A 19,781-nucleotide genomic window follows, 5' to 3' on the forward strand; every position below is an offset into this window, starting at 1 on the left:
TCATTGTAATTTGATGTAGTACACTATTTCGGTTATCAGTTCTTCCAAGTTGCTTCCCCTTACCAGCGGGCGGCTGGCGGGAAAGAGCGTGGAGCGGAACACCGCCTTTTTATCCGCCACCAGTTCCTTTTTGTAGCGTTTGGTGTCGGGGATAAAGGTTCTCATCAGCGGCAGTTCCAGTTCCTTAATGGTTTTGTCATAGGCAGTGTAAAGGTCTGTTTTCTCCCGACCGTCCACCATGTTCCAAAAGAGGTACAGCCCGGCAAGTCGGCAGGCTTCATTCTTCACTAATAGCTTTTGGATAGCCATTGCGAACGACAGGCTGCTTTCCAGCACCACCTTGTCGGCTGAAATGGGGGTGAAGATGTAGTCCATGCCCGCAAGGGAGTTTATCACGCCCTCGCTGTTCACCGTGCCGGGCAGGTCGAAAAAGACAATATCCGGCACGTGTCCGGCGGCTATATACCCGTCAGCCGTTGCAATCGCCTTTTCAGGTGAACTGCACAATACCGGGTAGGCTTTCTTTCCCAGCTGGGTAAACTGTTCATACGCCATGCGCTTGTAATCTTCATCCGCCCCGACCTGCTCGGCATCCCGCTTGCGCATCCCGGCAATGGAGTGTTGCGGGTAGTCGCAATCGACCACCGCCACATCGTAACCTTTGAGGTAATAGAGGTAGCTCGCCGCCAGCACGGTAAAGGTGGTTTTGCCGACCCCGCCCTTTTGGGTGGAAAAGGCGACATAAAGGGGTGTTTTCTCGTTTTCCATATTTCTTTCAATCTTGGTTTGTTTATTTCTTTCAATCAATCTTTCATTCTATCAACCTTTCAATCTTGAAATATTGAAAGACTGTTTTATTTCAATCTTGTTTTCTTGTTTTCATTCTTTCTTGGAATATTGAAATCCTGCAATCCTGCTTTCTTGAAATCATGTTTTCAATCATTCTTTCCTGATTGGAATATTTCTTTCAATCTTGCTTTCAATCTTGAAATCCGATGCAAAAAAAAGGAGAAAAAACGTCCCCTGAAAACCTTGTCCCGATTTGTCCTGCGCTGTCCCGATTTGTCCACCAACTACCTATTTTACAGCATTATAAATCACCGTTACTTTGCAGCGGAGTAACGAACCGCAGGAGGCGGGGTGTAAAACCGGGCTGGTGAACGACCGGGCTTGCCGCTTCACGCTAACCCCAATCCGTCACGGACGGATTTCGATTTTCGTCAGAAAATAGCAAGGTGTGTTCTATGGCACATAGAACCGTTTTCCGTGCCTGAAAACGCCTTGCCCCTTGCGGGGGTAAAAAATCACTCCGAAGTCGTAATTTTTTAATTCAAAGAAGTATGGAAACAAGGAAACCCAACAAGGGCGGTCGTCCCGCCCTCGCAGACCCGGCGAAGCACCGCCATGTCCTTTACCTGAACGACCGGGAGAACGCCCGCTTCCTCTCGCAGTGGGAGCAGTCGGGTGTCACGAGCAAGTCCCGTTTCATCGCCGCCCGGCTGTTCGGCGAGCCGTTCCGGGTGGTAAAAGTGGACAAGTCGGCGGTCGAGTATTGCGCCCGGCTGACTGAATTTTACGCCCAGTTCCGGGCGGTAGCGGTCAATTACAACCAAGTTGTAAAGGCGTTGCACGGCAATTTTTCCGAGAAAAAGGCACTGGCTTTTCTCTATAAACTGGAGAAAGCGACCACCGAACTGGCTATGTTGAACCGTCAGGTTATCGACCTGACAAACGAGTGCAGGGAACTATGGTTGCCAAAATAAGCACGGGCGGCAATATGTTCGGCGCACTGGCTTACAACCAAAACAAGGTGGACAGCGAAGAAGCAAAGGTGCTTTTCTCCAACCGGATGCTGTTAAGCGAGGACGGGAATTTCTCTATCGGCGAGTGTATGCGCAGCTTTGAGATGCAGATGCCCGTCCAGCTATCCACCAAGAAGCCGATACTTCATATTTCCATAAACCCGCACCCGGAAGACGTGCTGACCGACCAGCAGCTTTCCGACATTGCCAAAGAGTATATGCGGAAGTTGGGCTATGGCGACCAGCCTTATTTGGTTTACAAGCATACCGACATCGACCGCCACCATATCCACATCGTTGGCTTGCGGGTGGACGAGAACGGCAAACCGCTGAATGACAGGTTCGAGCATCGGCGCAGCAAGCAAATCACCCGTGAACTGGAAAAGAAATACGGGCTGCACCCGGCAGAGCGAAAGGAGCGTGCCGAACGCCCGGAACTTAAAAAGGTGGACTATGCCGCCGGGGACGTGAAGCACCAAATCGGCAATACCGTGAAAGCGGCTTGCTACGGCTACCGCTTCCAGTCGTTCGGGGAGTACAAGGCTTTGCTTGCCGCTTACAACGTGTGCGCCGAGGAAGTCAAGGGTGAGATAAACGGCAAACCCTATCAGGGCATAGTCTATTCCGCCATGAACGACAAGGGCGAAAAGACAGGCAACCCGGTAAAGGCTTCCCGCATCGGCAAGTCGGTGGGTTATGAAGCGGTGCAGCGCAGAATGGAGAAATCGGGCGAAGTAATCAGGAATGGAAAGCTGAAAGAGCGCACCCGGAAAATTGTCGCCGCCACCATGCAGACCGCCCGCAGCCGCAAGGAACTGGAACAGCAGCTAAGGAAGCAGGGTATTGACGTGGTATTCCGTCAGAACGACAGCGGGCGCATCTATGGCGTTACGTTCATCGACCATGACAGCCGGGTGGTGCTGAACGGTTCACGCTTGGGAAAGGAGTATTCGGCGAACGTGTTCAACGAACTGTATTCCGATGAAAGAAAAACGGATATACGGCAGGAACAATCCACGCATCAGGAACAGCCGAACTTCATATCGAAAGCCGACATCGTTTCGGGCGTGGCTTCCTTAGTAAGTGCGTTCGGTGGATTGTTAGGCGGCGGTGCATCAGGCGGTGACGAGCCGCAAGACATAGCCCGCCAAAAGAGAAAGAAGAAAAAGAAGCGCACAAGGCGCATCGACTAACTTAAAAACATACAATTATGCAGCAAGAAGATGATTTAAGAGGGCTTGCAAGGGTCATGGACTTTATGCGGGCTGTCAGTATTCTATTCGTGGGAATAAACGTGTACTGGTTCTGTTACTCCACCCTGAAAGAATGGGGAGTAACCTTTGAAGTGATAGACAAGATACTGTGGAACTTCCAGCGCACCACCGGGTTGTTCTCGTCCGTTCTTTGGACGAAACTTTTTGCGGTGGTGTTCCTCGCCTTGTCGTGTATCGGCACTAAGGGCGTGAAAGAGGAAAAGATAACGTGGACGAAGATACATTGCAGCCTTACAGTAGGAGTAATTTTGTTCTTTCTGAACTGGTGGCTGCTGGAACTGCCACTGCCACATACGGCGGACACCGTGTTTTATATCGCCACGCTGTCGGCGGGCTATATCTGTATGCTCATGGCGGGTACATGGATGTCCCGGTTGTTGAAAAACAACCTCATGGATGATGTCTTTAATACGGAAAATGAAAGTTTCCAGCAGGAAACAAGGCTTGTCGAGAACGAGTATTCGGTAAATCTGCCTACCCGGTTCTACTATAAGAAGAAATGGAATAATGGCTGGATAAATGTTGTAAACCCGTTCCGTGCCAGCCTTGTATTGGGAACGCCGGGCAGCGGAAAATCTTATGCGGTGGTAAACAGTTACATAAAACAGCAAATCGAGAAAGGTTTTGCACTCTATTGTTATGATTACAAATTTCCTGACCTTTCAGAAATCGCTTACAATCACCTACTTAATCACTTAGACGGTTACAAAGTCAAGCCTAAGTTCTATATTATCAATTTTGACGACCCCCGCAAGAGCCACCGATGCAACCCTATAAACGCCAGCTTCATGTCGGACATTGCGGATGCCTACGAAGCCAGCTACACGATAATGCTTAACCTCAATCGCAGTTGGATAAGCAAGCAAGGCGACTTCTTCGTGGAAAGTCCGATTATCCTGCTTGCAGCCATTATTTGGTACTTGCGCATCTATCAGGGCGGCAAGTATTGCACGTTCCCCCATGCCATTGAACTGTTGAACAAGAAATATGCCGATGTTTTTACCATTTTGCGCAGCTATCCCGAACTGGAAAACTATCTTTCCCCGTTTGTAGATGCTTGGGAATCAGACGCTCAAGAGCAGTTGCAGGGTCAAATAGCAAGTGCAAAAATCCCGCTTTCAAGGATGATTTCACCCGCTCTTTACTGGGTAATGACGGGTGATGATTTTTCGCTGGACATCAACAACCCGAAAGAGCCTAAAATCTTGGTTGTCGGCAACAATCCCGACCGTCAGAACATCTATTCGGCGGCACTGGGATTATATAATTCCCGTATCGTGAAGCTGATAAACAAGAAAGGTCAGCTTAAAAGTTCGGTGATTATAGACGAGTTGCCAACGATTTATTTTCGTGGGCTTGACAATTTGATTGCGACCGCCCGAAGCAACAAGGTTGCGGTTCTGCTGGGCTTTCAGGATTACAGCCAGCTTACCCGTGACTACGGGGACAAGGAAAGCCGGGTAATCCAAAATACTGTGGGCAACGTGTTCAGCGGTCAGGTAGTCGGTGAAACGGCAAAAATACTGTCGGAGCGTTTCGGAAAGGTGTTGCAGAAACGGCAGAGCATGACGATAAACCAGCGGGAAAAGTCCACCTCGATAAGCACTCAAATGGACAGCCTGATACCCGCCAGTAAAATATCCAACCTCACGCAAGGTATGTTCGTGGGTGCTGTGGCGGACAACTTCGATGAACGGATAGAGCAGAAGATTTTCCACTGTGAAATCGTGGTGGACAATGAAAAGGTGAAGCGGGAAACCGCCCGTTACGTGAAGTTGCCGCAGATAATCGACTTCACCGACAAGGACGGCAACGACCGGATGCAGGAGGAGATACAAGCCAATTACGACCGCATCCGTCAGGAAGTCCGTCAGATTGTCGAGGACGAGATAACCCGGATTAAGAACGACCCGGAGCTATGCCACCTGATAAGAGAGGAAGAATAACCGATATTCTTTCCTGACAGACAGTATTTTTACTAATTTTGCAGACAAAGAAATGATTATGAACGAAAACCAAAATACGGAATGGAAAGAAAGCTGGCGTGACGAGTATCTGAAATGGATATGCGGCTTTGCCAACGCCACAGGCGGCAAGATATATATAGGTATGAATGACGACGGTGAGGTAATTGGCGTTGCCGATGCCGACAAACTGCTGGAAGACATACCGAACAAAGTGCGTGACGTGCTGGGTATCATCGTGGACGTGAACCTGCTGGAAGAAAACGGGCTGAAATATATCGAGATTGATGTGCCGCCTTATTCCAATCCTATCAATTACAAAGGTCAGTACCACTATCGCAGCGGCAGCACGAAACAGGAGTTGAAAGGTGCGGCGTTGAACCGTTTTATCCTGCAACGTACTGGCAGGCATTGGGACGAATTTCCCATAGAGTGGGCGGGCATAGAAGAACTTTCCACCAGCGCATTAGACCGTTTCCGCAAGGAAGCGGCGAGAAGCGGGCGTGTGGACGAAGATGTGTTGAAAGATACTACCGAAAATTTGCTGCACGATTTGCGGCTGATTGACACTCAAACCAACCGCCCGACCCGTGCCGCCTTGCTGTTGTTCCACCCCGACCCGGAACGCTTTGTAACCGGGGCTTATATCAAGATAGGTTTCTTCCGGGATGATAAGGGTAACTTGGAGTTTCAGGACGAGGTTCACGGCTCTTTAATGGAACAGGTAGATAAGGCAATGGACTTGATAAAGACCAAATACCTGATTTATCGCATTTCATACGAGGGCATTTCCCGGCGTGAAACACCGCAGTTCCCGGTGGAAGCTGTCAGGGAGTCACTGATGAATTGTGTGGCACATAAAGACTATGCCAGTGCCGTCCCCATTCAGATTAGTGTGTTCCCCGACCATATCACCTTTTGGAACGCCGGGCAGTTGCCGGAAAGCTGGACGACCGAAAAACTTTTTGAAAGCCACCCGTCCTCTCCCTATAACCCGTTAATCGCCAACGCCTTTTTCAGAAGCGGGGATATTGAAAGCTGGGGACGTGGTTACAAGCGTATCTTGGAAGCTGTCAGCGCATACAAGTTGTTGCCGCCCAAACTTGAAATGTTAAGCGGTCTGATGATTACCTATTATACCGATATACGTTCGCAGTTATTGGCGCAGCGGGTGGATGAAAGGTATATACCCATTATTGAGTATGCAGCCCAAAATGGAAGCGTTACCAACTCGGACGTTCAAAGAATATTGAACACCAATCGGACTACTGCATATCGTTTGTTGCAACAAATGGAAGCGTGGCTGGAAATGCAGGGTGTTACAGGGAAAAGCACTTATTACACAATCAAAGGCTTGCCAAACGCTTCACAAACGCTCCAAAAATAAGCTGTATTTCAGTCTTGTTCTATGTGTATGGCTCATTATTAGCTTGTTAGCAAGACGGCAAACGCTTCATAAACGCTTCACAAAAGGCTCACCCCAAGAGAGTGATTAACTTCGCTCTCTTTTTTTATGCCCTTTTCAATTCTGCAACCAATGGTTGCGGAATTTCGTCCCACCCGGACAATTTGGGACATCGTAGGACAAATTCGGACAGCCCTTGCCGCCCGTCCAAATATAGCATATTTAGTCGCTACCTTTGGACGGGACTATTCCCGTAACCACTAAAATTTCAATTATTTATGGCAAACAGAATGACCCTGCCCGCAGAGGGACAGGAAAAAGACGTGCTGCTGGTCTTGGATAAACAGCAGGGAAAGGTGAGTGCCGTTAAGGGTATCGACAAGGACGGCAATTTGCAGACCGTACCGCCGACACGTGGCGGCGAGTTCATGCAGGTGGACAGGAACAGCGATGTGTTCAGCAACTTCATTTCCAATTTCTTCCGCAAGTTCCAAGACACTTCCGGGCTGGAACTTTTCAGTGTCAGGGCTTCCGAGGTGGAGCTACACGCAAAGGCAATCGAGGACAACCACCGCAACCCTACACCGGAGGGCAACAAGCGGGCTGAAATGTTACGAGTTCCGAAGCCCGACTTCCACGAGTTCAAGCAGGGCTACCGCTTCGACCCGGCAAAAATCGACTGGGAGAACCTGAAAAAAGTCGGCATCACCGCCGACACCCTGAAAAACACGAGGGACTTCGACCGGGTGATGCGTGGCTATAAATCACGCAACACCTACACCGTTTCGGGAACGGTGGGCGGCTTCTACCTCAAACCTACCGATGTAAAACTATCATTCTATCAGGCAAAAGACGGCACGGTAGTACCCAAGCTGCACGGCGTACAGCAGGACGAGAAACTGTTGCAACGCCCATACAACGGACACGAGTTTACCAAGCAGGAGCAAAGTAACCTGCAATCTATCGGTAACTTAGGAAGCATCGCCCAAATCAAAGACCCGAAAAGCGGCGAGCCAATCCCCGTGTTCGTCAGCCGGGACAGGTACACGCACGAACTAGAGTATATGCGGGCTGACAAGTGGAAATGCCCCGACACCATTTGCAACGTGAAAGTCAGCCCGGAACAGAAAGCCGCCTTTGAAGCTGGGCAAGCGGTGAAAATGGAAAACCTGCAATTCAGGGACGGCACGAAGCGCAGTGCCTATTTGCAGGTCAGTGCGGTGGAGCGTGGCTTGGAATTCCTGCCGAGGTCTGCCGTCCAGTTCTTGCAGCAGGGACAACAGCCCGCAGAGCAACAAGTCGCTGGCATAAAGGACGGCAAGGGCGTTGAGTTCAACGGTCATGTGCAGCCCGGTGCACAGGGCAAATCCCCCGACAAGATACAGCCGAAAGACGTTACCCCCGCCGCCGAGAGCCGGACGCAGGTAGCGGTCAATTCGGAGGGCAAGACCAACGAAGCCACCAAGCAGGGCAAAGAGCCGCTGAAACAGGGGCAGGACAAGCCCACCGCCAAGCAGAAAGAGAAGCAGGAGAAAGCGCAGGACAAGAGCCTGAAAGCGGACAAGCCCAAGAAGTCCAAAGGAATGAAAATGTAATATCCACCATTAAAAAGTAAAGAATTATGATTGCATTGATAGCAGAGAAGCCCAGCGTGGCAAAAGACATCGCCCGCATCATCGGGGCGACCCAGAGTAATGACGGTTATCTTTCCGGCAACGGGTATATGGTGACATGGGCGTTCGGCCACTTAATCCAGCTTGCCATGCCGGAAGCCTACGGCGTGGCGAACTTCCGCAGGGAGAGCCTGCCCGTACTGCCGACCGATTTCCAATTAATCCCCCGTCAGGTGAAAGCGGAGAAAGGTTACAAGGCAGACCCCGGCGTTCTGAAACAGTTGAAAGTGATAAAGGAAGTGTTCGACCAGTGCGACAAGATTATTGTAGCCACCGATGCCGGGCGAGAAGGTGAGTTAATCTTCCGCTATATCTTCCACTACCTGAACTGCCGCAAGCCCTTTGTCCGCTTGTGGATAAGCAGCCTTACCGACAAGGCAATCCGTGAGGGGTTGGAAAACCTGCAACCGGGCGGGCGTTACGATAACCTCTACCTCTCTGCCAAGTCCCGTAGTGAAGCGGACTGGCTGATAGGGATAAACGCCACCCAAGCGTTGAGCGTGGCAGCCGGGCAGGGCGTGTTCTCGTTGGGCAGGGTGCAGACACCCACGCTCGTGATGATATGCAGCCGCTATTTGGAGAACAAGAATTTCGTACCCGCCAAGTTTTGGCAACTCAAAAACCATACCACCAACGGGGAAATAAGTTTCACCGCCCAATCGACCGCCAAATGGGAGCAGCAGCCCGAAGCCATAGCCGCCCTGCAACGGGTAAAGGATGCCGGGCAACTTGTAGTTAAATCCGTTGAGAGGAAAGAAGCCAGCCAAGAACCGCCGCTTTTGTACGACCTTACCACGCTGCAAAAGGAAGCAAACACGAAGCTGGACTTTTCGGCAGACAAGACGCTTTCCATAGCGCAAAGCCTATATGAAAAGAAAGTGATGTCCTATCCGAGAACCGGAAGCCGCTATATATCTGAGGACGTTTTCGATGAAATGCCGGAGCGTGTCGCCCTGCTGAGGCAATACTCCCGCTTTGCCGGGTATGCCGCTGGGCTGGACGGCACACCCCTGAACCGCCGCAGCGTGAATGACGGCAAAGTGACCGACCACCACGCCTTAATCATTACCGAGAACCTGCCCGGCGAACTCTCCAAAGACGAACGGGCGGTTTACGAGCTGGTAGCCGGGCGTATGCTTGAAGCCTTTTCAGGCAAGTGCGTGAAAGACGTTAGCACCGCCGTGCTGTCAGGGGGAGATACCGACTTCACAGTGAAAGGGTCTGTGATGAAAGAAGCCGGGTGGCGTGCCGTGTTCGGCGAGCAGGAAACGGGCGGTGATGAAGAAGCCGCCAGCCTACCGCCACTCCAAGAGGGCGAAAGCCTGCCGATTTCCAACGTGGAACTGTTGGAGAAGCAGACCAAGCCGAAACCGCTGCACACGGAAAGCAGCCTGCTTGCCGCAATGGAGAACGCAGGCAGGGAACTGGAAAATGCCGAACTGAAAGCCAGCCTGAAAGATGCCGGGATAGGCACGCCCGCCACCCGTGCGGCGATTATCGAAACGCTGTTCGCCCGCCAGTACATCGTGCGTGAGAAGAAGAACCTTGTGCCTACCGAGAAAGGGCTTGCCGTTTACAAGATTGTCAAGGACAAGAAGATTGCCGATGTCGAAATGACGGGCATGTGGGAAACCGCCCTTTCCAAGATAGAAGCGGGCAGCATGGATGCCGACACGTTCCGAAAGGGCATCGAGGTGTACGCCGCCCAAATCACGGCGGAACTGCTTTCGGTGCAGTTGTCTGTCGCCAATGGCGAAACTTGTTCCTGCCCCAAATGTAATAACGGGCGTATCTTGTTCTACCCAAAAGTGGCGAAGTGTTCCAACGTGGACTGCACGCTTACTATATTCCGTAACAAGTGCGACAAGCAACTGACTGACAAGCAGATTGTCGAACTGGTAACGAAACGCAAGACCGGGCTAATCAAGGGGTTCAAGGGCAAGAACGGCAAGGCTTTCGATGCCTCGCTGGTACTGGACGGGCAGTTCAATGTCGGTTTTTCATTCCCCGAAAAGAAAGCGAAACCGAAGAAATAGCCTATCTTTACCGCTGAAATTTCATTGTGATAGGTTTTGCCACTTATGATAATTGAAATTTTAGTGGTTGCGCCCGGCGGGAACCGGGCGCATTTTTTATACGCACCCACTAAACAGGTAGGTCGAGCGGACAACCCCGTTATCCAGCACCCCGCTTTCCGAGAACTTCCACAGCGAGCCGAGTGTTTCCCCTATGAAGCCGATGCCTTTTCCCACCATGACCGGGACGGTGTAGATTGTCAGGCTGTCCAGCAGTCCGGCTTTAATCAATGAAGTAAGCAGCTTGCCGCCGCCCACCACCAGTATGTCGGTTTCCTGTTTCAGTTCATAAATCCTTTGCAGCGGTTCTTCGGTCAGGAACTCCACGCCGCAGTCAGGTGTCACGTTGGTATCATAGTGTGACACCACAAAAGACCGCTTGCTTTTGTGCGGCCACCCGCCCCAGTGTTCAAAGATGTAGTTGTAGGTGTTCGCCCCCATAAGCAGGCAATCTGCATCCAAATAGTATTTGCCGATGATAGCTTTTACTTCATCAGGCAACCAGTCCAATTCTTGGTCTAAGGTGGCTGTATGTCCGTCAAGAGATACGGCGATGTGCGCTTTAATTTGTTTCATCCTATCAGGTGTTAAACAGTTGATAATTCTTTTCAAATCGCCCGCCTGCATCTCAAAAAAGAAGCGTGAACTTACACTGCTCCAAAGTAGAGGTACTGGCATACCTTAAATGACGAAACAGGCAAGCCCACGCTATGACAAAGCATAGCATAGACATTGCGCTGAAAATCTCGTCATTTTTGAAAAGTGCCAGTTTTCTACTTTGAGATATTCGGCGAACGAATATGTTATATATAAAGACGAAATTACAACCGAGGCTGTTCAATCGCCGTTATTCTCTTATATTGCTTTTGCAAAAGTAGTTAAAATCACCGGAATAACCTTGTAAACAGAAAAAATCCTGCCGTGTTTCACAACAGGACAGGACACAAGCACCTAAAAATACACAAGTTCCGCCCATACGCCTACGGGCAGCTTGTGTTCCATTGAAGATTATATGACCCGATGACAAAATAGCTTTGGTTCGCCATGTCTTTGGTGATGATGTCCCTTTCCCGCATGAAGCGGATATAACTCTTTGCGGTACGTTCCTTGATGTCCAAGACCTGCTGCAACTGCTCGCAAAGGTCTATGTAGGTGATGCGTGTCTGTCGTCCAAAAATGTCCCGTGCGACATTCACCAGCTCCCTTTCCTTGCGCTTTTCCTTTTCCTCTCGTGGTTTCTCGCCCTTGTACACGTGCATCCCGGCTTCCTTGTCCCATGCAAAGAGCATCAGCGGCACGTCCAGCGGGCTTCCGTCCCTTACTTTCAGGGCTTTCACGACCGACTGGGCGGGTTCATCGTCTTTTTCAATGGACAGGATAGTAGCCGCCTTGCGTTGCAGTTCGCTACCCAAATGCCCACGCAGCTTCAAGCCGTTTGGGACAAAATGCAATACACACAGAATACACGTGTTATAGATGCCCGCCAACCGATAAAGTTCATCTATCACCGCCACGCTTTCCGCTTCATCGTTGGCACTTTTCACAAGGTCTGCGATGCCGTCAATGACGACCAACCGGATGCCGCCGTATTGGTAGTGAAACTTGTCCATGCTCTGTACAATGGCGTTCAGGCGTTCTTTGCGTGACATACCCGTCAGGCAGAACGCTTTCAGTTCATCGGGTTTGTCCGGCTGTTTGGCACGTGCCAGCAGGTTGCTTACGTTCTTGAACAGTTGCACTTCCGACTGTTCGGTGTCATAGAGCAATACTGCCTTGTGCCTGCTATTGGCGGTTATCTGTATGCCCAGCGTATCTGTTTCCGCACCAACCGGGCAGATACAGCCCGCCACGATTGCGGCTACATAATTGCTCTTTCCCGTTCCCTCGCCCCCGGTGATGCCGAACAGGTTGCCTTGTGTTCCTAACGGAACTTCACCCGCCGAAATAATCACTTGCGCTTTGGCGGGCGGGTTGTTGAAATCTATCTCGCACGATTTAAGCATAATCAATGTGTCGCTATACAGGTTGTCTAAAAATTCGATAAACAGCTTCAGGAAATCTTCACGGGTGTTCCCGGCTTTGAAGTAGTCGGATATGTCTTTTTCCTCTTTCGTACCCGGAAGCGGGAGCAGCAGGCGTTTCACGCCAAATTCTTCCAGTAGTTTTTCCTGCTTGCATGAACTCTCCCTGCCCGTCTTGTCCATGTCAAAGAGCAGGACAATGTGCTTGAAGCGGAACGTCAGCCGGTAAACCAGCGTGGGCGGTATCGTCACCGTTTCGCTGTTGAAGCAGATAGCGTGAAAGCCGTGCGCCGCCAGCGAAAGCACGTCTTTCTCGCCGCCCGTGATGAATAAGGTATCGCCTTTGGCTGGCAGTTGTTCCAGCCCGAAACAGTAGTTTTCGCCGAAGCTGCCGCCGTAGAGGAAGCGGGGCGTGGAGAATGGGCGGTACAGCTTAATGTGCTGTTTGCCCTTGTAGCCGTACATGGGTTCTGCCACCGATGATGTGTAGGTGTACGGTTTGCCTTCTGCCGTTTCGCTGTGGTATTCCCGGAGCGAGCAGACCTTGTAACGTTCCAGCAGTTCGGACGTGATGCCGTACTGTTGCCAGTACACCAGCTCGGCAAGCGGGAACTTCTGTTCCCGGAACTGGTAGGGCTTGACGGGCTTTTGGGTTGTTTCTTCGGTTTTGTCCGGCACTGCCCGACGGACGGTTACCGGGGGAACGGAAACCGGAGTGCCGGAAGCCAGCCCCAAGCCCAAATCCCGGTCGATGATTTCCAGTATCTCCACGAAGTCAGCCGCCCGGTTGCAGTCCAGCCCCTTTAACTGCCCCACGAGGAAGAAACAATCGCCGCTGTAACTGTCGTTGCCGAAATCTTTCATCTTGTATATGCTGCTCCGGCGGTCGAAATAGATGTTGCAGGAAGCCTTGCTGTCCCCGTACAGCGGGTTAAGGAAGTTGCGACCTATGCGCCAGTTTCCGGGCAGGTAGTGTTTGAACACCGCCAGCCCGTTACTTGTTCTTTCTAAGATTTCTTCTTTCCTTAGCATACAGTTGGTGGTTGGTTATCAGGTTGTCGATGTTCTCCTTGTTGCTCCTTATCAGGCGTTCTTCCAGCATCCGGCGTATCTCGCTGACCTTGTAGAAGTAGCGTCCCCTGATGTTGGAATAGGCGATAGTCCCCGATACCCGCAGGCGTTGCAGGGTCTTTTCGCTTATTTTCAGGAACGTGCAGACCTCGTAACTGTCCACCCACATATTTTCCTCGCTTGTCTTTTCCACTTCCGAATGATTGAATACATAATCGGCAATGGCGGTAATCTTGTTATCCAGTTCCTTGTAGGCTTTGGACTCGAATGTTATTATTTCCATAATGGTAACTGATTGATTTGCCGCAAAATTGCATCTTTCTGCGAGATAAAAAATACAAGGTTGTACCAACTTGGTTGAAATTTTTTTTAGTGCTTTTTGGGGTGGAATTTAAAGGTGCATTATACTTTTTATTCCTATTTATGTGCTTAATTTGTGTAAAAAGAAAAACTACCAAGTTGGTGGTAACTTGGTAGTTTTCTAATCAGCTAAATATCTTATTTACAAATTATCATCATCCATACGCTTTTGTAGTTGTTCTACTATGAATGTGAAAAAAGCTGTTCGGTCTTTCTTCCGGTTTTTAAGGCTTAGGTAGGTTCGGTAATAGTCGCCCAGTTCGATGTCAAAAGTATCTTCTACAAATGTCATTACTTCTTTTATTGTAGCATTACCATTATTCAGAATTTTAGCAGCAAATAGTCCATATCCCCATTCTATTGCTTCCGATTTCGTCCCAGTCCATTTCAACTTGAAGTTTGATAGTTCCGTTTGGGTTTTGTCTGACTGCTGTTTCTTATCCAATAATTGGAGTTGTTGGTTTAGATAGATATTCAGCATATCATTACATAAAATTTTTGCTACTTTATAATCAAAGCCTGTCGAAAATGCAGGGTCTTTATCAAGAAAGGAACTATCGGTGCATAGTTGGAAATTCATATATCCCCTTATAAAATAGTAATTATCTAAATGGGTTGCTTTTGAACGGTAATACTGGTAGAAGTCTAAATTCCTGTCAAAGAAATATTTCAAGTTCCCTAATTCGCTTGTAAAGTATTCCCTTTGGGTTTCTGTACTGCCAATAGGACATTTCGTTATGATATTGCATATTTTGTTGTAATAAAGGTATCTGCTTAATATTTCTGGCTTTAATCTCTTGAAGAAGTCTATTTCGTCTTTTTCATCCTCAAATTTAAAGAGTGATACGTTTGCACGAAGTTCCCAAAATAGTGGTTTGATAAAGTTTACCATATGTGAAGTTTGTTCCAATGAAAACATATCATCGGAACAAACTTGTGCTATTTCATTCTCTATCTTTTGCAATATATCTTTCGCAAACTGTATCATCTATCCCTTATTCATTGACTAATTCAAAAGTCACATTTATGTCACCTGTATTTTTAAAGGCTTCCACACCGGAGTTGATTTTACCTAACTTCTGCATACTGAAATGCTCTCCGTTCTGTGCATACATAATCACGAAACTGTGCATTGGCGGGTAATAGACAATTTCCCCCACTTCATAACCACTATTATTTACATCATCCGTAGGTAGAGCTTCGGGAAAGCGGTAACACATTTCCCGGTTATATAAGTCCAGCATAGGTAGAGTTATCGGAAGTTTTTCCACGAATGCCCGTGTAGTGGCATTGTTTAACAGTGTAGCGGAAAGTTCTTGACTGCCAAATTTTACTTTAATGTTAAATGCTGATTGGTTCATATTATCTTCTGTTTGATTATTATTGTCTTTTCTTTCAATTACCACATCAATAGTAGCGTCCAATTCCCTTATTCTATCAATATCATCTGTCACGTGTCCAATGACAACAATATTCCCAGTAGATGATGATGTTTCTTCATCATCGTGGAAGATTACAAAGTCATTTCCTGTAACCCAAAATGCTAAATCCCCGTCTTTCCAGCCATTCTGTATTTCTTCTTCCTTGTACGAAAGGGCAGGGGTGATGTCACCGCAATAGTCGTGACCTGAATTTGTCAGACGTACCGTTACAGGCAATCGTGATAATAAATCTGTTGCCGCCGTATTGTTATTCAGATAAGCGTTCAAGACTTTATCACCTATGGTAAGTGTAATAGCTGTTTGCTCTCTATCCTCATTGCTACTTCCGGGATTTTCTATCGGATTTTCCGGTTCTTCTTGGAAATCATTCTCGCTGCCACAAGCAGAGAGGGAAAAGGTCAGTAACATAGACCACATCATTAAGAATATTCGTTTCATACTTTTTTATTTGATTGTTCTTAAATCTATAACATAACGGAATTTCACTTTTCCGTCTATCACATCTTGATATGCTTTGTCTATGGCAGAAGCATCAGCAGGAATAACCACTGTTTCAGGGTAGATGTCGTGGGCTACCGAGTAATCGACTACTTCCTGTGTTTCCTTGATACCACCAATAATGGAAGTCGTGAGGTAACGACCACGCAAGGCTGTCACGCTGATATGGGGCGTTTCCTTAGCCGCAGGCATACCGACCACAGCTAATGTGCCACCCACTTTTAAAATATTTATATACATCATAGGATTGTAGTTTGCTGGAATAGTGGAAAGGATAAACCGTAAAGTGTTATTCATTCCCTGCAACTCTTCTTCACGTGTTACGTTGATATATTTCTTTGCCCCCAAGCGTAAAGCATCCGCACGTTTTTCTTCTGTAATATCGAATACGGTAATTTCCGCCCCCAAGCTAACAAGGTATTGTACAGCCATGTGTCCCAAACCGCCGAAACCTGCTACGCCTACTTTATCGCCAGCCTTGATGCCGCACTGCATAATGGGCGACCAAGTTGTAATCCCGGCACACATCAGCGGTCCGATTTTCTCTAACGGAGCATTTTTAGGGACGCAGATTGCAAAAGCTTCATCTACTACCATATTGGTTGAATAGCCGCCTTGTGTCATTTCACCGCCATGATAGATGTCTTTATTGGCGTAGGTCAGCACACGTCCGTCTGTACAATATTGTTCTTGATTATCCTCGCAATATTCACAGTGACGGCAGGAATTTACCATGCAGCCTACCCCGGCAATATCGCCTACCTTAAATTTGCTTACGGCACTGCCCACTTTTACCACCTCACCTACAATTTCGTGACCGGGAACTATCGGATATGTTTCCTCTTTCCAATCGCTATGTACTTGATGAATATCGCTGTGGCAGATGCCGCAGTATAAGGTGCGAATAAGTATGTCATGTTCACCTATGGAATGGCGGGTAAACTCATAGGGTTGGAAACTTCCGTCCTTGCTGAATAGAGCATAGCCTTTGGACGGTATTCTGTTCTCTTGTGCTGAAACGTGTGTACACATAATGATTGTTGTTAGAATTAATATTATCTTTTTCATCGTTTCAAAGAATTAAAGTTTTCTGATTACCCGGCAAGGATTGCCCACAGCTACACATCTTGCCGGAATACTGCGTGTCACGACACTTCCTGCCCCGATAGTAGTGCCCTCTCCGATTTCCACTCCGGGTAGAATGACTACCCCGCCACCTATCCACACCTTTTCCCCTATTTTGATAGGTCGTACCGATGCTTTCCCGGCTGTCCTTTCTTCGGGGTCGATAGGGTGAATAGTGGTATAAAACTTCACGTCCGAGCCGATATATACATTATCGCCAATCTCCACGCCGCCTGCGGGCTGAAAGGTACAGTTGGCATTGATGAATACACGATGCCCGAAGCGGATATAATTGCCGCCATAGTTGCAGTGCATCGGCGGAGCAATGCTGACATCTTCCAACGATTGTCGAAAAAGTTCTTTCAATACTTGTTTATCTCCACTTGTATTGAAGCGAAGCATCGCTTTATGCGTTTCGTCCCTCAATGCTACCAGTTCTTTATCCCATGCCCGATATTCCGTTTCGGGCAATAAATTCTTTTCGTTCTTGTTTTCACTCATGGTTATTGTCTTTTTTATGTATTTTATATTTCAACCATACGACACCGTCCCTGCATTGCTTTATATCTATTAGCTCAAGTGATTGCCCATAAGCAGGATATGCGCAATTCTTTCCCTTGTATTCATAAATGGAGGAAATGCCGGAAAGCGCATCAATACCCGGATAGATAACCAAGCTTAATTCGTCTATAAGCTGCTTTTTGAGGAATAGCCCGTTCAGCACACCGCCACCGTCCAATAACACAAGGCGCATGGCAAATTCATCGTATAACGTATGCAGTGCTTTTTTGTAATCGTGTCCGTCCATTCCGGCAAAAAGATAGGATATGCCCGCTTGCCGCAGATGTTCCAAGTATTCCTCACTTACATTTTCGCCCAATACAGCTATAATGTTGTCGCCAAACACCTTATCATCCGTATATCTGATAAGACCTTTGGAATCGAATACGACAAGAGAACGTTTGCTATTCCGATGTCCGATGTAGGTTCGGGGAGCTGTGACAGGTGTAAATGTTTCATTGTCGAATGTTTCCGGAAAGAAGTGTTTCTGCACACTGTTTCGTCCCAATATCCACGCATCGGCGGAATATCCGTCTTTGATTTCTGTATAAACAGAAAGTACATCTTCGATGTCTTTGCCGTTGAAAGGCAACGTCCAGCGGTCTGCAACCAAGCGACCGTCCACAGAACTGTTTATGTGGCTTATTATTTTAGGTAATCGTTTCATATTTATTTATCTTCTAATTCATTAAGCCAATTATCTATTTCAGCTTTCCAATCTCCCGATAGTGTGTAGCCTAAGCGTAATCCTTGTTTAATATCCGCATCCGGGATAGTATTTCTGAAATCATCCATGCTTTGTTCTATTCCTACCGCCATGCTCGTGCAGAAAGGAATGACAGTCTTTCCCTTAAAATCATATTCGTTCAAGAAAGTAAGCACAGCCATAGGTTCACGATATACCCAAATGGGGAAACCGACAAAGACAATGCTATATTTCTCCATATTTTCTACATGGGAAACCAGTGCAGGACGGGCATTGTCTTTTACTTCTTGTTGGGCGATAGCGGAACAGTCGCTATGTGATACAGGATAATTTCGCTCTGGGATAATCTCAAAAATATCTCCCCCGATTTGTTGCTCAATATAGTAAGCTACGGTTTGTGTGTTCCCTGCTTTATTGGTCGCACCGGAAACTCCGTCTGTGCCTTCCGGCACATAGTTCGCACGAGAGAAATAGGCAATAAGCACTTCTTTATCATCAAAAGATATAGTATCTTCTGTGTTAGTCGTATCGTTATTGGAGTTATCCGTTTCTATTTCTTCATTTTTACTACAAAAAGCGAAAAGAAGCAGCAACAATGATAGCATACAAGCTGATAGGATGAATTTTACAAATGCTTTCATCTTCAATTATTTTAAGAGTTGATAATCTTCTTCATTTACTGCTTCCAACCATGTGTCCTTATTCTTTTCGGGATTGGGAATGACAGAAAGGTGACTGAACTCATGGCTTGCAGATGCCCCGTGCCAATGCACTACTCCCGGACGAATGACAACAACATCTCCGGCTTGAAGTTCACGGGCTGATTGCCCTTGCTCCTGATACCAGCCTTTTCCGGCAGTACATAACAATATTTGTGTCCCGGTATGAATGTGCCAGCGAGTACGTGAACCGGCTTCAAATGTTACATTACTGGCTTGGCATTGAGTGACGCTATCGCTCGATACTAAACGCTGGTTCCATACGGTTCCCGTGAAATAATCAGCAGTTGATATTCTACCTTTCGGAAATACATCTTCGATAGGACAGCCCATTGAAAACTTACGTTCGTATGCTGCACTCATTACCTTATTGGCACGGTAGGCTTCTTTGTTGCCAACTTGTTCTTTCAGCACATCTATGATGTTCCAAATTTGCATTTCGTTCAATCCTGCATTGTTGGCGTAGCGAAGATGTGATTTAAACTGCCCCTCTGTCCCCTCTAAGGCAGACAAGGCAGAAAGGGTTGCCAATTCCCGGTCACTTTCGGAAATGTTGTCACGTCCGAATATATCGCCAAACAGATGTGCTTTTAGGTAATAATCTATTACCGGAGCAAAATTCATAGCACCACCTGTTACGGGATTGCCTGAAAGTCGGGTTTGTACTTCTGTCCCCAGTTCCAAGCTACTTTTATTATCAGGAAGTGGTGTTGCTTCTTTTCCTGTTTCATCTACAATTCCTTTGTCTGTTCGTTCTTTCAATACCGACATAAAGCAACTTATTCCGTTTAGGCTTCGAGGGAATCCGGTATAAGCATAAAGGTGTGTAAGCACTTCTTTGATTTCATTTACAGTCAGTCCGTTGTCCAGCCCTTTATTCAAGGCTGTACTTAAATTTTTCATATCTCCTTTGGCTGTAAAAGCGGCAATGGGGATAATGCTCTGTTGCCTTTTTGTCAATTCATTTTCCATATTTTGCGCCATTAAAGGATTGCATAAAGCCAATAGCAATACCCACGCAATCCACATTTTTCTGTTGATAAAACATTCTATTTTCATACTATTTTCTCTTTAATCATTTATAT

At 47.7% G+C, this 19,781-nt stretch carries 17 protein-coding genes; 6 read left to right on the forward strand and 11 right to left on the reverse strand.

Annotation, left to right across the window (positions count from 1 at the left end; genetic code table 11):
• Window positions 1–768 (reverse strand): ParA family protein, encoded by a 768-nt coding sequence (locus tag DW103_RS13995; protein WP_122277178.1) that lies wholly within the window; start codon window positions 766–768, stop codon window positions 1–3.
• Window positions 769–1,340: 572 nt separating this feature from the next.
• On the opposite strand from DW103_RS13995, the gene mobA reads away from it, so the two are divergent.
• The 6 genes from mobA to DW103_RS14035 all read left to right on the forward strand — a co-directional run bounded on the left by mobA (window position 1,341) and on the right by DW103_RS14035 (window position 10,154).
• Complete coding sequence (gene mobA, locus DW103_RS14005) at window positions 1,341–1,763, forward strand: conjugal transfer protein MobA (RefSeq protein ID WP_122277182.1); 423 nt, start codon at window positions 1,341–1,343, stop codon at window positions 1,761–1,763.
• Window positions 1,748–2,995: a conjugal transfer protein MobB gene (mobB, locus tag DW103_RS14010; RefSeq protein WP_122277185.1), complete on the forward strand. Its 1,248-nt coding sequence runs from the start codon at window positions 1,748–1,750 to the stop codon at window positions 2,993–2,995. Before mobA ends, mobB begins: the two co-directional genes overlap by 16 nt.
• Before the next feature lie 17 nt (window positions 2,996–3,012).
• Window positions 3,013–5,022: a conjugal transfer protein MobC gene (mobC, locus tag DW103_RS14015; protein ID WP_122277187.1), complete on the forward strand. Its 2,010-nt coding sequence runs from the start codon at window positions 3,013–3,015 to the stop codon at window positions 5,020–5,022.
• A 58-nt stretch (window positions 5,023–5,080) separates the two neighbouring features.
• Window positions 5,081–6,427: an ATP-binding protein gene (locus DW103_RS14020; protein WP_122277189.1), complete on the forward strand. Its 1,347-nt coding sequence runs from the start codon at window positions 5,081–5,083 to the stop codon at window positions 6,425–6,427.
• A 296-nt stretch (window positions 6,428–6,723) separates the two neighbouring features.
• Window positions 6,724–8,040 (forward strand): DUF3945 domain-containing protein, encoded by a 1,317-nt coding sequence (locus DW103_RS14030; RefSeq protein WP_122277193.1) that lies wholly within the window; start codon window positions 6,724–6,726, stop codon window positions 8,038–8,040.
• A gap of 26 nt (window positions 8,041–8,066) precedes the next feature.
• On the forward strand, window positions 8,067–10,154 hold the full coding sequence (locus DW103_RS14035; RefSeq protein WP_122277195.1) for a type IA DNA topoisomerase: 2,088 nt from the start codon (window positions 8,067–8,069) through the stop codon (window positions 10,152–10,154).
• A 96-nt stretch (window positions 10,155–10,250) separates the two neighbouring features.
• On the opposite strand, the gene DW103_RS14040 is transcribed toward DW103_RS14035, so the two are convergent.
• The 10 genes from DW103_RS14040 to DW103_RS14085 form a co-directional block, all read right to left on the reverse strand.
• Window positions 10,251–10,769, reverse strand: a complete 519-nt coding sequence (locus DW103_RS14040; RefSeq protein ID WP_122277236.1) for a dihydrofolate reductase family protein — start codon at window positions 10,767–10,769, stop codon at window positions 10,251–10,253.
• Between the two features lie 404 nt (window positions 10,770–11,173).
• Window positions 11,174–13,246 (reverse strand): bifunctional DNA primase/helicase, encoded by a 2,073-nt coding sequence (locus DW103_RS14045; protein ID WP_122277197.1) that lies wholly within the window; start codon window positions 13,244–13,246, stop codon window positions 11,174–11,176.
• Entirely contained in the window at window positions 13,209–13,568 is a 360-nt protein-coding gene (locus tag DW103_RS14050; protein WP_233545695.1) for a helix-turn-helix domain-containing protein, read from the reverse strand. Before DW103_RS14050 ends, DW103_RS14045 begins: the two co-directional genes overlap by 38 nt.
• Before the next feature lie 219 nt (window positions 13,569–13,787).
• Window positions 13,788–14,633 carry an RteC domain-containing protein gene (locus DW103_RS14055; RefSeq protein WP_122277201.1) on the reverse strand — a complete coding sequence of 282 codons (846 nt, stop codon included), beginning with the start codon at window positions 14,631–14,633 and terminating at the stop codon, window positions 13,788–13,790.
• Window positions 14,634–14,640: 7 nt separating this feature from the next.
• Complete coding sequence (locus DW103_RS14060; protein WP_122277203.1) at window positions 14,641–15,525, reverse strand: cyclophilin-like fold protein; 885 nt, start codon at window positions 15,523–15,525, stop codon at window positions 14,641–14,643.
• 6 nt (window positions 15,526–15,531) lie between these two features.
• Window positions 15,532–16,653: an NAD(P)-dependent alcohol dehydrogenase gene (locus DW103_RS14065; protein ID WP_122277205.1), complete on the reverse strand. Its 1,122-nt coding sequence runs from the start codon at window positions 16,651–16,653 to the stop codon at window positions 15,532–15,534.
• Between the two features lie 12 nt (window positions 16,654–16,665).
• A complete protein-coding gene (locus DW103_RS14070; RefSeq protein WP_122277207.1) occupies window positions 16,666–17,211 on the reverse strand; it encodes a sugar O-acetyltransferase in 546 nt (181 codons plus the stop codon).
• A complete protein-coding gene (locus DW103_RS14075) occupies window positions 17,204–17,938 on the reverse strand; it encodes a dihydrofolate reductase family protein (RefSeq protein WP_122277209.1) in 735 nt (244 codons plus the stop codon). The genes DW103_RS14070 and DW103_RS14075 overlap by 8 nt, the downstream gene beginning before the upstream one ends.
• A gap of 2 nt (window positions 17,939–17,940) precedes the next feature.
• Window positions 17,941–18,618: a flavodoxin gene (locus tag DW103_RS14080; RefSeq protein WP_122277211.1), complete on the reverse strand. Its 678-nt coding sequence runs from the start codon at window positions 18,616–18,618 to the stop codon at window positions 17,941–17,943.
• A gap of 6 nt (window positions 18,619–18,624) precedes the next feature.
• The gene (locus DW103_RS14085; protein ID WP_233545696.1) at window positions 18,625–19,755 is read right to left on the reverse strand and encodes a carboxymuconolactone decarboxylase family protein; all 1,131 of its coding nucleotides are present in this window, start codon (window positions 19,753–19,755) and stop codon (window positions 18,625–18,627) included.
• Between the last annotated feature and the right edge of the window lie 26 nt (window positions 19,756–19,781).

Origin of the sequence: Parabacteroides sp. AM08-6 (genome assembly GCF_003473295.1) — a bacterium.
In the GTDB taxonomy this organism is placed as follows: domain Bacteria; phylum Bacteroidota; class Bacteroidia; order Bacteroidales; family Tannerellaceae; genus Parabacteroides.

What these genes read in the sequence shown, in the direction of transcription:
- DW103_RS13995 (WP_122277178.1), bottom strand. Translation starts at nt 768, where the DNA reads ATGGAAAACGAGAAAACACCCCTTTATGTCGCCTTTTCCACCCAAAAG.
- mobB (WP_122277185.1), top strand. Translation starts at nt 1,748, where the DNA reads ATGGTTGCCAAAATAAGCACGGGCGGCAATATGTTCGGCGCACTGGCT.
- DW103_RS14080 (WP_122277211.1), bottom strand. Translation starts at nt 18,618, where the DNA reads ATGAAAGCATTTGTAAAATTCATCCTATCAGCTTGTATGCTATCATTG.
- DW103_RS14040 (WP_122277236.1), bottom strand. Translation starts at nt 10,769, where the DNA reads ATGAAACAAATTAAAGCGCACATCGCCGTATCTCTTGACGGACATACA.
- DW103_RS14065 (WP_122277205.1), bottom strand. Translation starts at nt 16,653, where the DNA reads ATGAAAAAGATAATATTAATTCTAACAACAATCATTATGTGTACACAC.
- DW103_RS14020 (WP_122277189.1), top strand. Translation starts at nt 5,081, where the DNA reads ATGAACGAAAACCAAAATACGGAATGGAAAGAAAGCTGGCGTGACGAG.
- DW103_RS14070 (WP_122277207.1), bottom strand. Translation starts at nt 17,211, where the DNA reads ATGAGTGAAAACAAGAACGAAAAGAATTTATTGCCCGAAACGGAATAT.
- DW103_RS14030 (WP_122277193.1), top strand. Translation starts at nt 6,724, where the DNA reads ATGGCAAACAGAATGACCCTGCCCGCAGAGGGACAGGAAAAAGACGTG.
- mobA (WP_122277182.1), top strand. Translation starts at nt 1,341, where the DNA reads ATGGAAACAAGGAAACCCAACAAGGGCGGTCGTCCCGCCCTCGCAGAC.
- DW103_RS14085 (WP_233545696.1), bottom strand. Translation starts at nt 19,755, where the DNA reads ATGAAAATAGAATGTTTTATCAACAGAAAAATGTGGATTGCGTGGGTA.
- DW103_RS14045 (WP_122277197.1), bottom strand. Translation starts at nt 13,246, where the DNA reads ATGCTAAGGAAAGAAGAAATCTTAGAAAGAACAAGTAACGGGCTGGCG.
- DW103_RS14055 (WP_122277201.1), bottom strand. Translation starts at nt 14,633, where the DNA reads ATGATACAGTTTGCGAAAGATATATTGCAAAAGATAGAGAATGAAATA.
- DW103_RS14060 (WP_122277203.1), bottom strand. Translation starts at nt 15,525, where the DNA reads ATGAAACGAATATTCTTAATGATGTGGTCTATGTTACTGACCTTTTCC.
- DW103_RS14050 (WP_233545695.1), bottom strand. Translation starts at nt 13,568, where the DNA reads ATGGAAATAATAACATTCGAGTCCAAAGCCTACAAGGAACTGGATAAC.
- DW103_RS14075 (WP_122277209.1), bottom strand. Translation starts at nt 17,938, where the DNA reads ATGAAACGATTACCTAAAATAATAAGCCACATAAACAGTTCTGTGGAC.
- mobC (WP_122277187.1), top strand. Translation starts at nt 3,013, where the DNA reads ATGCAGCAAGAAGATGATTTAAGAGGGCTTGCAAGGGTCATGGACTTT.
- DW103_RS14035 (WP_122277195.1), top strand. Translation starts at nt 8,067, where the DNA reads ATGATTGCATTGATAGCAGAGAAGCCCAGCGTGGCAAAAGACATCGCC.